At 70.0% G+C, this 11,632-nt stretch carries 13 protein-coding genes; 10 read left to right on the forward strand and 3 right to left on the reverse strand.

The window, feature by feature from the left end; all coding sequences use genetic code 11:
• Nucleotides 1-72: 72 nt before the first annotated feature.
• The 10 genes from OG936_RS32875 (at nt 73) to OG936_RS32920 (ending at nt 8,730) form a co-directional block, all read left to right on the forward strand.
• On the forward strand, nt 73-1,035 hold the full coding sequence (locus tag OG936_RS32875; RefSeq protein ID WP_406500702.1) for an urea transporter: 963 nt from the start codon (nt 73-75) through the stop codon (nt 1,033-1,035).
• A gap of 59 nt (nt 1,036-1,094) precedes the next feature.
• Nucleotides 1,095-1,400, forward strand: coding sequence for an urease subunit gamma (locus OG936_RS32880; RefSeq protein ID WP_266750742.1), 306 nt, complete (start codon nt 1,095-1,097; stop codon nt 1,398-1,400).
• 5 nt (nt 1,401-1,405) lie between these two features.
• Nucleotides 1,406-2,227 carry a sirohydrochlorin chelatase gene (locus tag OG936_RS32885; RefSeq protein WP_406499567.1) on the forward strand — a complete coding sequence of 274 codons (822 nt, stop codon included), beginning with the start codon at nt 1,406-1,408 and terminating at the stop codon, nt 2,225-2,227.
• Complete coding sequence (locus OG936_RS32890) at nt 2,224-2,712, forward strand: urease subunit beta (RefSeq protein WP_406499568.1); 489 nt, start codon at nt 2,224-2,226, stop codon at nt 2,710-2,712. Before OG936_RS32885 ends, OG936_RS32890 begins: the two co-directional genes overlap by 4 nt.
• On the forward strand, nt 2,712-4,436 hold the full coding sequence (gene ureC / locus OG936_RS32895; protein ID WP_406499569.1) for an urease subunit alpha: 1,725 nt from the start codon (nt 2,712-2,714) through the stop codon (nt 4,434-4,436). The genes OG936_RS32890 and ureC overlap by 1 nt, the downstream gene beginning before the upstream one ends.
• Nucleotides 4,437-4,441: 5 nt before the next feature.
• On the forward strand, nt 4,442-5,215 hold the full coding sequence (locus OG936_RS32900; protein ID WP_406499570.1) for an urease accessory protein UreF: 774 nt from the start codon (nt 4,442-4,444) through the stop codon (nt 5,213-5,215).
• A gap of 30 nt (nt 5,216-5,245) precedes the next feature.
• Nucleotides 5,246-5,866 (forward strand): urease accessory protein UreG, encoded by a 621-nt coding sequence (gene ureG / locus OG936_RS32905; RefSeq protein WP_406499571.1) that lies wholly within the window; start codon nt 5,246-5,248, stop codon nt 5,864-5,866.
• A gap of 1 nt (nt 5,867) precedes the next feature.
• Nucleotides 5,868-6,833, forward strand: coding sequence for an urease accessory protein UreD (locus tag OG936_RS32910; protein ID WP_406499572.1), 966 nt, complete (start codon nt 5,868-5,870; stop codon nt 6,831-6,833).
• Between the two features lie 39 nt (nt 6,834-6,872).
• On the forward strand, nt 6,873-8,222 hold the full coding sequence (locus OG936_RS32915) for an ammonium transporter (RefSeq protein WP_406499573.1): 1,350 nt from the start codon (nt 6,873-6,875) through the stop codon (nt 8,220-8,222).
• A 67-nt stretch (nt 8,223-8,289) separates the two neighbouring features.
• A complete protein-coding gene (locus OG936_RS32920) occupies nt 8,290-8,730 on the forward strand; it encodes a hypothetical protein (RefSeq protein ID WP_406499574.1) in 441 nt (146 codons plus the stop codon).
• Here the strand turns inward: OG936_RS32920 and OG936_RS32925 are convergent.
• From OG936_RS32925 to OG936_RS32935, 3 genes are read right to left on the reverse strand one after another with little or no spacing between them, the layout of a single operon-like run.
• Nucleotides 8,675-10,111 carry a lipase maturation factor family protein gene (locus OG936_RS32925; RefSeq protein ID WP_406499575.1) on the reverse strand — a complete coding sequence of 479 codons (1,437 nt, stop codon included), beginning with the start codon at nt 10,109-10,111 and terminating at the stop codon, nt 8,675-8,677. The genes OG936_RS32920 and OG936_RS32925 overlap by 56 nt on opposite strands.
• A 58-nt stretch (nt 10,112-10,169) precedes the next feature.
• Nucleotides 10,170-10,694: a DUF1990 family protein gene (locus OG936_RS32930; protein WP_406499576.1), complete on the reverse strand. Its 525-nt coding sequence runs from the start codon at nt 10,692-10,694 to the stop codon at nt 10,170-10,172.
• Entirely contained in the window at nt 10,691-11,545 is an 855-nt protein-coding gene (locus tag OG936_RS32935) for a YndJ family protein (RefSeq protein ID WP_406499577.1), read from the reverse strand. The genes OG936_RS32930 and OG936_RS32935 overlap by 4 nt, the downstream gene beginning before the upstream one ends.
• Nucleotides 11,546-11,632 lie beyond the last annotated feature (87 nt).

Genomic DNA, 11,632 nt, shown 5'->3' on the forward strand with positions numbered 1-11,632 from the left:
TGGCAGAGAGCAACATTCCGGTCTCTCTGCGGAGTCATGGGAGCGGCCTTCCGCCGATCGTTGGAGTCCGCCGTGCCCTTCGCCGAGCCGGGTGTCGTCCGGAGACTCGAAAGCCGGCAGCCGATGGCCTACCTCGTGGCCTCGGTGCGCGGAGTCGGGCAGGTCGACCTCCAACCCGGGATCTGGACAGGCGCGTTCATCCTCGCCGGGCTGTGGGTGGCGGGCTGGCGGATCGGCCTCTTCGCCACCCTCGGCACGCTGATCTCCACGGCGACCGCCTATGCCCTGGGCGTCGACCGGTCGGGCATCGCCCTCGGACTCCAGGGCTACAGTGGCTGCCTCACCGGCATCGCCCTGGTCACCTCGCTGGGCCACCACGCCGCCACCTATGTGCTCGCCGTCGTCGGCGCGATCATGTGCACCCTGCTGATGGCGACGCTGACCACGCTGCTCGCCCCCTACCGGCTGACCGCGCTCACCGCGCCGTTCTGCCTCGTCTCCGGCGTCATGGTGGTCGGTGCGTCGTCCTTCGACCGGATCTGGCACGGCGCCCCGAAGACGGTCGCCAGCACCACCCGCGGCGACACCGGCATCTCCTGGGACGACCTGTGGCACGCCTTCTTCACCAACGTGTCGCAGATCTTCCTGGTCGGTGAGTGGTACGTCGGGCTCATCATGCTCGTCGGGCTGGCCTTCGCCGGAGTGCGCGTGGTGCTGTTCGCGGCGGCGGGCAGCATCGTGGGCATCGTCGCGGCCTGGGCGCTCGGCGCCCCCACGGCCCTGATCGCCGGGGGCATCTACGGATACAACGCCGTTCTCGTCGCCATCGCCGTCGGCGCGGTCTTCCTGACCGGAACGGTGTGGAACGGCGCGTACGCGCTCTTCGGCTGCGCGGCCACCACCGGCCTGACGGCCTCGCTGACCTCGTTCTTCAAACCGTTCGGCGGCCACACCTTCACCTGGCCGTTCATCCTCACGACCTGGGTGCTCATGGCGGCCGTCCCGCTGCTGCCACGGCTCCGCCGCAGCGACTGACCCCTGCCCGCTCACAATATCGCCCCATTCTCCCGTACACCCCGAGGAAGGTACCGACGATGAACCTCGCCCCTCGCGAGATCGACAAGCTACTCGTGTACGTAGTGGCCGACCTGGCCCGTAAGCGCCAGGGCCGCGGTCTCAAGCTCAACTACAGCGAGTCCGTGGCTCTGATCACCGAGGCGATCCTGGAGGCCGCCCGGGACGGCAGGAGTGTCGCCGACTGCATGGAACTCGGCCGCCAGATCGTCAGCGAGGACGACACCATGCCGGGGGTACGGGACATGCTCGGGCTGCTCCAGGTCGAGGCATCCTTCGTGGACGGCACCAAGCTGGTGTCCTGCCACGACCCCATCGGCGGCTGAGCACCGTGTCCGACCACTGCCGGGTGATCGCCGTGTGCGGCCACGAAGCAGCGCACGGGAAAGCGCTGCACGGCCTGGTGGACCCCGCGGTGATCGTCGTGCCGAGCGGGCGTGAGCTCTACCGGAGCATCGCCGGGCTGACGCGCGGCGGCGAACAGGGCTGCGTCGTCCCGCTGACGCTGGGCCGTGACCCGGAACTCGTCGCGGACACCGCCCGTACGCTGCGCGCGCTGCCCGCCGCCGAACGCTCCGGGACCGTACTCGCCGAGCCCTTCGGCACCTCCCAGCACCTCATCGGCTGGCTGCGGGCGGCGGCCGGCCGCGTCCCCGCCACATCGGCGCTGCTCGTCACCGCCCCGGCCGGCGACCCCTTCGACGACGCCGAGCTGTACCGGGTCGCGAGCCTGGTCCGCCGTTACGGCAGCCACCCGCTGGTCGAGGTCGCGTTCAGCGGCGGCGATCCCGACCCGGCCGAAGGGGTGCGGCGCTGCCGGCTGCTCGGCGCCTCCCGCGTGGTGCTGCTCCCGGCCGCCTTCGCGCTGCCGGAGGTACCCGACGTACCCGGCACGCACGTCGAACGCGCCGGTCCGCCGGTGCCGCCCGCCGCGCTGGCCCGGATCCTCGCCGAGCGCGTGGCCGCTGCCCGGCGGCGGTGGAACGAGCGTGGTGACGACGGCATCGCGACCGGGCTGACCGCCGCCGACGACCACGGCCACTCCCACACCCACCCGCCGGGCGAGGGCCACGGCCATGGGCACGGACATCTGCATACGCATCAGCACCCGCACGTCCATGGTGCGGGCCAAGTCATCAGGAGCACCGCATGACGTTCCGTCAGAAATATCTCTACGGCAAGGACCCGGTCGAGATCAACGCCGGTCGCCGCACGGTCGGGCTCACCGTCAGCAACACCGGCGACCGCGCGATCCAGGTCGGGTCGCACTACCACTTCTTCGAGGTGAACTCGGCACTGTCGTTCGACCGGCAGAAGGCGCTCGGCATGCACCTCAACATTCCCGCCGGCACCTCCGTACGCATCGAGCCCGGCGGATCGCGCGAGGTGGAGTTGTGCGCGTACGCCGGTACGGGCCGCCTCGTCGGTTTCAGCGGACTGCTCAACGGGAGCCTCGCCTCGCACCCCGCCAAGGTCGAGGCCGTGCGCAAGGCGATCGAGCAGGGCTTCCAGGGCGCCGCCTCCGGCGCACCGGCGAAGAGCGCCAAGGACACCAAGAGCGCCAAGGACACCAAGGATTCGGCCAAGACCGCCAAGGACTCGAAGGACTCCAAGGCGAAGAAGAAGGGTTCGCGCTGATGCCCATCCTGCCGCGCAAGCAGTACACCGACATGTTCGGCCCGACGGTCGGCGACCGCTTCCACCTCGCCGACACCAACCTCGTCGTCGAGGTCGAGAAGGACTTCAGCGAGGGTCAGTACGGGGACGAGGTCCTCTACGGCGGCGGCAAGACCATGCGTGACGGCATGGCCTCCGACCCGCAGGCCACCAGCGGCCAGGGCGCACTCGACACCGTCATCACCAACGTCGTGGTCATCGACGCCATCGTCGGCGTCGTCAAGTGCGACATCGGCATCAAGGACGGTTTCATCGCGGGGATCGGCAAGTCCGGCAATCCGCAGACCCAGAACAACGTCCACCCCGACCTGGTCATCGGGCCCGGCACGGAGGCCATCGCCGGTGAGCACCTCATCGCGACCGCGGGCGCCATCGACAGCCACGTCCACCTGATCGCCCCGCAACAGGCCGAGCAGGCACTCACCAACGGCATCACCACTCTCATCGGCGGCGGCACCGGTCCCTCCGACGGCACGAACGGCACCACGTGTACGCCCGGCCCGTACAACATCGCCCGGTTCCTCCAGGCGGCCGAGACCTTCCCGGTCAACCTCGGCATCATGGGCAAGGGGAACGGCAGTCTGCCGGATGCGCTCAGCGAGCAGATCGAAGCCGGGGCCTGTGCCCTGAAGGTCCACGAGGACTGGGGCGCCACCCCCGCCGTGATCGACAACGCGCTGAGCGTCGCGGACCGGTACGACGTCCAGGTGACCATCCACACCGACAGCCTCAACGAGAGCGGCTTCTTCGAGGACACCCGCTCCGCGTTCGACGGCCGCACCATCCACACCTTCCACAGCGAGGGTGCCGGCGGCGGCCACGCCCCGGACATCCTGCGGGTCGCGGGCGAGCCGAACGTGCTGCCGTCCTCCACCAACCCGACGCTGCCGTACACCAAGAACTCGGTGGACGAACTGCTCGACATGGTCATGGTCTGTCACCACCTCAGCCACGACATCCCCGAGGACGTCTCCTTCGCCGACAGCCGCGTCCGCGCCGAGACGATCGCCGCCGAGTCGGTCCTGCACGACCTCGGCGTGATCAGCATGGTCTCCTCCGACTCGCAGGCCATGGGCCGGGTCGGCGAGTCCGTCCTGCGGACCTTCCAAATTGCCCACCACTGCAAGGACAAGCTGGGCACGATGGAGGGCGACTCCGCCCGCAACGACAACCAGCGGGTGCTGCGCTACCTGGCGAAGGTGACCATCAACCCGGCCATCGCCACCGGCATTTCCGACCACGTGGGCTCGATCGAGAAGGGCAAGCTCGCCGACATCGTGCTCTGGCCCATCCACTCCTTCGGCGCCAAGCCGAAGATGGTGATCAAGGGCGGCATCATCTCCTGGGCACAGATGGGCGACCCCAACGCCTCCCTGCCGACCCCGCAGCCGGTGATCTACCGCCCGATGTTCGGGCAGTACGGCAAGGCCCTGCAGGCGACGCACGCCACCTTCATGTCCCAGGCCGGTATCGCCGCCGGGGTTCCGGCCGAACTGGGCCTGGAGCGCAAGATCCTGCCGGTCAGCCGGACCCGGACCATCGGCAAACACAACATGATCCGCAACAACGCGTTGCCGGACATCAAGGTCGACCCGGAGACGTTCAAGGTCACGCTCGACGGCAAGGTCGCCACCATCGACCCGGCCGAGAAACTGCCCCTCAACCACCTGTACTTCCTGGTCTAGCGCCGATGTACCGAGACGAGAACGACAACCTGGGGGACCGCCCGGCCCCGGCGGCAGCACAAGCCGCCGGGGCGGGGGCCGGGACATGCGAGCCCGCGCTCGGGCCGCTGCTGGTCAGCCTCCAGCTGACCGACTCGGCCTTCCCCAGCGGCTTCTACACGCTGTCGCACAGCCTCGAAGGCTTCGCCCAGGCCGGCGCGATCGGCCCCGACAGCCTGCCACTGCTGCTCGAAGACCTGCTGCTGCACGGCGTCGGTCCGGCCGACGCCACCGCGCTCGCGCTCGCCCACCGGGCGACACGGGCGGGCGAACCGGAGACCGTCGTCGCCATCGACGAGCACCTGTTCGCCACGAAGCTGGGCCGGGAGATGCGCCGGGCCGCCACCCGTACCGGACGGCAACTCCTCGACCTGGCCCGGGAGGTCTTCGACCGCCCGGAGATCGGTGACTACTTCGAGCGCGTCGTACGCAGGGAGGCGCCCGGCACCCAGGCGGTCGCCGCGGGGGTCATCCACGCGGCGGCCGGTGTGCCGGTCCGTCAGGCCGTCGGCTCGGACCTGTTCGCGTTCTGCGCGAGCTTCGCGGGCGCGGCCCTCCGCCTGCGGCTGACCGACCACCGCGGGGCGCAGACCCTGCTGCGGGGCGCCGCACCCGTCATCGAGGAGGCCGTCGAGGACGCGCTGCGACGCGAACTCGACGACGTCGGAGCGACCGTCTTCGCCTCGGACGTCATGTCGGGCCGTCATGAACGCGCCGAGGCCCGGCTCTTCGCCAGCTGATCCACCCCCCCTCACGAATCAGGAAGCACCATGGACGACAAGGTACTGCGGGTCGGCATCGGCGGACCGGTCGGATCCGGCAAGACCGCGCTCATCGAAGCGCTGGTACCGGTACTGATCGAGCGCGGTCACCGCCCCTGCGTCATCACCAACGACATCTACACGCAGGAGGACGCCCAGCACGTCCGCCGCACCCTCGACGGGGTCCTCGAACCGGAGCGCGTCGTCGGCGTCGAGACGGGTGCCTGCCCGCACACGGCCGTACGGGACGACCCCACGATGAACCTGGCGGCGGGTGCCGAAATGCTGGAGCGCTTCCCCGACACCGACACGCTGCTCTACGAGTCCGGCGGCGACAACCTCACCCTCACCTTCAGCCCGGCCCTCGTCGATCTCTTCCTCTTCGTCCTGGACACCGCCGAGGGCGAGAAGATGCCCCGTAAACGAGGCCCGGGCATCACCGACTCCGATCTGCTCGTCATCAACAAGATCGATATCGCGAAGTACGTACGCACCGACATCGGCGTCATGGAGTCCGACGCCCACCGGGTCCGCGACAACCGCCCCGTCGTCCTCACCGACTGCCTCACCGGCGTCGGCATCGAGGACATCGCGGTCTATCTCGAATCGCGGCGCAGGGTGCTGATCTGACATGCCGCTCACCCCGCCCCGGCCCGCACCCGACCGGCTCGCGCCCGCGTACTACAGCGCGGTGCGTGTCCCGCCGGAGGTGGCGGCCCTGGCGTCCGTACCCGATACGCTCGCCGCCGGTTCCCCGGCCAAGGTCGGCATCCTCGATCTGGCCTTCGGGGTACGCGGCGGGCGCACCGAACTCGTCGAGCGCTACCAGAAGACGCCGTTGCAGATCATGAGGCCGCTGTGGATCGACCCCGCCATGCCCGGAATGAGTTACGTCTACCTGATGGCGACCGGCGGCGGGATCGCCCAGGCCGACCGCTACCGGATGGACTTCCGCTGCGGCCCCGGCACCGAGGTGCATCTGACCACCCAGGCGGCCACCAAGATCTTCCGGATGGAACACGACTACGCGAGCCAGCGCGTCCATCTGACGGCGCAGGCCGGCGCCTACGTCGAGTACCTGCCCGATCCGCTGATCCCGTTCAAGGACGCGCGGTTCTACCAGCGCACCGAGGTCACCGTCGCGAGCGGCGCCACCGTGGTCGTCGGTGACACCTTCGCCGCCGGGCGGCTCGCCCGGGGCGAGCGTCACGACTACCGGACCCTCGCCGCCGATCTGCGGATCGCCCGGCCCGACGGAACCCTCCTCGCCATCGACACCCTGCGCCTGAACCCCGGCGCGAGGGGGGCCCGGCACGGCGTCGTGGGGCCCGGCGTGTTCGCCGGGCACGACCACGTCGCCTCGCTCTTCGTCGTCACCGACCGCGCGCCCGCCGACGAGGTGGCCGACACCCTGCACGAGGCGCTGGCCGGGCTCGGCGTCCTGTACGGCGTCAGTGTGCTGCCCCGCGACTGCGGCGCCTGGGTCCGGCTCCTGGACGACAGTCCCGTCCGGGTCGCCGCCGCACACACCGCCGCCCGGCACGCCACCCACCTGCTGCTCACCGGCTGTCCGGCGCCCGACCTGCGCAAACCGTAGCCCCCGCCAGTCCCCTACACCCCTACGAGGTATCCGCCGATGAACACCGCTCCCGCGCCGATGCCACCCGCCTACGACTCCGGTGACACCGCCTGGCTGCTCGCCTCCACCGCCATGGTGCTGCTGATGACGCCTGGGCTGGCGTTCTTCTACGGCGGCATGGTGCGTACCAAGCACGTCCTGATGATGATCAAGATGAGCTTCGCCGCGCTCGCCTTCGGCACGCTCGTCTGGTGGGTGATCGGATACACCCTGGCGTTCGGCCCCGATGCCGGCGGTGTGGGACTCATCGGCAACCTCGACCACGTTTTCATGCACGACATCGGGCTGACCACGCTGTCCGGTCACATCCCCACGTACGTCTACAGCACGTTCCAGATGGGCTTCGCGATCATCACCGTGGCGTTGATCAGCGGTTCGATCGCGGACCGCGCCACGATGAAGGGCTGGCTCGTCTTCGTCGTGCTGTGGCTGCTGATCGTGTACGTCCCGCTGGCGCATTGGGTGTTCGACAAGGACGGCTGGATCGTGAAGCACCTCGGCGCGCTCGACTTCGCGGGCGGTCTGCCGGTGGAACTCAACTCCGGCGTCGCCGGACTCGCCGTCGCGCTCGTGCTGCGGGCGCCGCGTGATTTCGCCCGCCGCGAGGAACGGCCCAACAACATCCCGCTCGTCGTGATCGGTGTCGGACTGCTCTGGTTCGGCTGGTTCGGCTTCAACTCCGGTTCCGCGCTGACCGACCAGGGCACGGCGGCCGCCGCGTTCATCAACACCCAGCTCGGCGCGGCGGGCGCGATGATCACCTGGCCGCTGGTCGAGAAGTGGCGCACCGGCAGGGTCTCCACCATGGGTGTCGTCTCCTCGGCCGTCGCGGGCATGGTGGCCATCACCCCGGCCTGCGGTGAGATCAACACCCTCGGTGCCGTCATCACCGGCCTGGTCGTGGGCGCGGTCTGTGCCTACGCCATCACCCTCAAGTTCCGCTTCGACGTCGACGACACACTCGATGTGGTGGGCGTGCACGGCGTCGGCGGACTGGTCGGGCTGATCATGGTCGGCCTCTTCGCCACCGCTCGGATCAGCGGCAGGAAGGGGCTCTTCTACGGCGGCGGCTGGGGACTGCTGGGCAAGCAGCTCGTCGCGATCGTCTCCGTGATCGCGTTCTCCTTCATCCTCACCTGGCTCATCGCGAAGCTGGTCCAGCTGACCGTCGGGTTCCGTGCCGAGGACGAGTACGACAGCGTTCCCGGCTCGGAAGTGGAACGCGCCTACGACTTCCAGACCGCGGAGCGGCTCGGTGCCCTGATCTCCGGCAAGGCCGTGACCAGCGACGACGAACTCGTCAGACAGATCACCAAACTGCTGCGGGCCCGCGAGGAATCCAAATGAGTACCCGGTCCGGAGCCTCCGGCTGATCGTGCGGTCCCGGCCGTAACTCCGCCCAGTCATCGGATGGTTGAAGGAGAGAAGAACGGCAACTTCCTGCTCGACATCGAAGCCCGACGGCACCATCCCGGACATCATGCAGCGCAGGCTGCGCGAGACGGGGGAGTGGCTGCGGACCAAGGGGGAGGCGATCTACGACCCCACGTACGGGGCGTGGATGCCGCAGCTCGGCGAGGACCTGCGGTTCACCGTGCGGCCCGACAAGGCCTTCTGCGTCCACTCCCTGGCGCGGCCCGGCTCGACCCTCACCGTCGAGGCCCCCGTGCCGATCCGCAGCGGTGACCGGGTCACCCTGCTCGGCCACGACCGGCCGCTCGGCCGGCGCACCACGGGCGGCTCGCCGGTGATCGACGTACCGGCAGCGGCGCGCAGGACCGGCCAGCACGCCCGGGTGTTCAAGGTCGCCTGGTCGGGCGGAGCCAGGCCGGGCCGAGCGCGACGGGAGGCATGAAGTCGCGCACGTAGGTGCGGTGCCACCAGCGTCCGGTGGCCCGCAGTTCGCGCCAGGTCGTGAACCGGTAGCGGTACACCCTGGCGCGGACATGCGTGGGCGGGGCCTCGGGGAACGGGTTGTGACGCAGCAGCCGCAGCGTGTCCCGGTCGTTCTCCAGCAGTCGTTCCACGAACTGGCCGAACCAGGGGCCCGCGTACGCGGGGGAGAGCGCCGCGAACCACATCAGCCAGTCGAGCCGCAGATGGTACGGGGCGAACTGGCGCGGCAGCCGGCGCGGATCGCCCGGCTTGCCGCGGAAGCCGTACTCCCGCCAGACCGTGCCCTCGTGGAGCACCGGCTCGTCCGTGCCCTCGACCGCGACCTCCAGCCGGACCCGGCTGATGCTGCCGAACGCGCCGTAGGTGTTGACCAGGTGCAGCGGGTCGAACGAGCGGTTCATCACCTGGCGGCGGGAGACCAGATTGCGTGCCGGGCGGTAGCTGAGGGACACCACCAGCGCGGTGACGGCGATGACGACGATCTCGTACCAGAGGGGCGGCGCGGACTGTGCCGGCGGTTCGGTGAACAGGGACCAGTCGACGGCGGACAGCGCGAGGGTGATCGTCACCCAGTTCAGCCAGGCGAAGTTCCCCGACAGGACCAGCCACAGCTGGGTGACGATCATCAGCCCCGCGGCCGCGCTCGCCACCGGCTGCGGAGTGAACAGGAGCACCGGCACCAGGAGTTGCGTGACGTGGTTGGCCGCCACCTCGACCCGGTGGACGGGCTTCGGCAGCCGGTGGAAGAACCAGCTCAGCGGACCCGGCATCGGCTGGGTCTCGTGGTGGTAGTACAGACACGTCAGCTTGCGCCAGCACTCGTCGCCGCGGATCTTGATCATCCCGGCGCCGAACTCCACCCGGAACAGCACCCAGCGCAGCAGCCACAGCATCAGCACCGGCGGCGCCGTGTGCGCGTTGCCGAGGAACACGGCGAGGAAACCGGTCTCCAGCAGCAACGACTCCCAGCCGAAGCTGTACCAGGTCTGACCGACCTGGACGATCGAGAGATAGAGCGCCCAGGGCAGCGCCCAGAGCAGCATCGCCGCCCAGAGCGGAACGTGCGAGTCCACCCCCGCGAGCAGGGCGACGGCGAGCGCGCAGCCGGTCCAGGAGACGAACGCGAAGAACCGGTCGGAGTAGTGGAGCCGGAAGAGGCCGGGCGCGCTGTGCCAGTCCGTGCGCCGCAGGAAGTCGGGCACGGGCAGCATGCCGCGTTCACCGATCAGCGCCCGGAACTGGAGCACGGCGGTGAGGAAGGCGAAGAGATAGACGCCGGCGAGAGCCCGCTGGAAGATCAGCCGGCTGAGCCAGTACCCGTCTGCGGTGAACCAGTCCATCACTTCCAGTATCGGTCCGGTGGCCCGGCTCAGCCCTTCGGGCGGGGCCGGGTTCCGGTCAGACGGGCCCGTTTTGGCCTTCCGTGACGATGCGGCGCAGCGTGGTGCCGAGCCTGCGGGCGTACCAGTGCTGGAGAACCGGTACGACGGGCCCCGCGAGGCGCGCGTACCAGGCGGCCGGGCGGCTGAACGCCATGACGGTGAACCACACCGTCCCGTCGTCCGCGAGCTCCACGACGAAGGACTCCTCGCCGCGTTCCGGGTGCCGGAGCTCGGTCCCGTAGGCGAATCCGATGCGGTCGTCCTCGTAGGCGGCCCAGACGACCCGGCAGGGTGCCTTGAACCGGAACGGGCCGACGCCCAGCGACACCCGTACCGAGACCCCGGCCTCGGCGCGGGCCGCCGACGCGTGGATCCGGGCACCGCTGGTGCGATGCATGCGCCAGCCGGTGACCGCCGCGCCCGCCGCAGCCAGGTCGGCCCGGCCGCGCCCGACCCGGGTCCGGTGGTGGAGGTGGTGGTAGCCGTCGGGGAGCGGGCCGAGGCGGGTGGCTCCGACCTCGGGGTAGGTGAGGGCGCTCATACGGTCCTGCCTTCGTGATCGGTGGGGTTCTGGAGCCTTCGCCAGGCGAGCACCGAGCAGAGTGCGAAGCCCAGGGCGTTGCCGAGGCCGTGGGTGGCGGCCATCCAGGTCAGTGTGGGGTGGGGGAGCCCGGTGGCCTCGCCGAGCGCCCAGCTCAGTGCGAGCACCATGGTGACCGCGAGCACGGCGGACGAGGTGGCGAGCAGCAGCCGGGTGATGCGGTCCTGCTGCCCGGCGCGGACCGAGTGCCAGGTGAGCAGGGCAACGGTCCACATGCCCGCGGTCAGCACCACCGCTCCGGCCAGTTCGGCCCGGTCCCCGATGAAGTAGCCGATCAGGACGAGCAGGGTGCCCAGCGGCACGCTCAGCGCGGCGAACCTTCCCGCGGCGCTGTCGGCGACCCGCGAGACGAGTCCTGCGACCAGAGCGGCGGCGAATCCGGCGAAGTGGAAGTGCGGCACGGTCAGCGCGAGGATGCCGAGCCCGAAGCCGAAGAGCGGGTGCCCCGAGCGTTCGGCGACCAGCGCGGTGGCGGCGATCGACGGGGTGACCAGGGCGGTGAGCAGGGCGACCTCGGCGGGTGTCACGGCGTGGATTCGGGACGTCGCGAGGTTGCGGAACAGCCGTGGTGGGGCGTGCAGGGCGAGGAGTACGGCCCCGAGTGCGTAGCAGGACGCCAGAGCGGTGGCGGGCCCCCCGCGCGGCAGCCACAGGGCCACGGCGCCGGGCACGGCGAAGAGCGGCCACAGCCGCCGCACCCGGTCCAGCTCGGGAGCACCGGCCAGCCGCAGCCCCGCGGGGACCACCACCAGCATGCCCAGCATGACGATCAGATTGACCAGTACAGACATCGGGCCCCCGACTTGAACGTGTTCAAGTGTTCGGCGACGACTCTACGGCCTTTCTTGAACGCGTTCAAGAGGGGCCGTAGAGAGGCC

This window comes from Streptomyces sp. NBC_00846, assembly GCF_045207325.1.
In the GTDB taxonomy this organism is placed as follows: domain Bacteria; phylum Actinomycetota; class Actinomycetes; order Streptomycetales; family Streptomycetaceae; genus Streptomyces.

What these genes read in the sequence shown, in the direction of transcription:
- OG936_RS32925 (WP_406499575.1), bottom strand. Translation starts at nt 10,111, where the DNA reads ATGGACTGGTTCACCGCAGACGGGTACTGGCTCAGCCGGCTGATCTTC.
- ureC (WP_406499569.1), top strand. Translation starts at nt 2,712, where the DNA reads ATGCCCATCCTGCCGCGCAAGCAGTACACCGACATGTTCGGCCCGACG.
- OG936_RS32890 (WP_406499568.1), top strand. Translation starts at nt 2,224, where the DNA reads ATGACGTTCCGTCAGAAATATCTCTACGGCAAGGACCCGGTCGAGATC.
- OG936_RS32910 (WP_406499572.1), top strand. Translation starts at nt 5,868, where the DNA reads ATGCCGCTCACCCCGCCCCGGCCCGCACCCGACCGGCTCGCGCCCGCG.
- OG936_RS32935 (WP_406499577.1), bottom strand. Translation starts at nt 11,545, where the DNA reads ATGTCTGTACTGGTCAATCTGATCGTCATGCTGGGCATGCTGGTGGTG.
- OG936_RS32900 (WP_406499570.1), top strand. Translation starts at nt 4,442, where the DNA reads ATGTACCGAGACGAGAACGACAACCTGGGGGACCGCCCGGCCCCGGCG.
- OG936_RS32880 (WP_266750742.1), top strand. Translation starts at nt 1,095, where the DNA reads ATGAACCTCGCCCCTCGCGAGATCGACAAGCTACTCGTGTACGTAGTG.
- OG936_RS32930 (WP_406499576.1), bottom strand. Translation starts at nt 10,694, where the DNA reads ATGAGCGCCCTCACCTACCCCGAGGTCGGAGCCACCCGCCTCGGCCCG.
- OG936_RS32915 (WP_406499573.1), top strand. Translation starts at nt 6,873, where the DNA reads ATGAACACCGCTCCCGCGCCGATGCCACCCGCCTACGACTCCGGTGAC.
- ureG (WP_406499571.1), top strand. Translation starts at nt 5,246, where the DNA reads ATGGACGACAAGGTACTGCGGGTCGGCATCGGCGGACCGGTCGGATCC.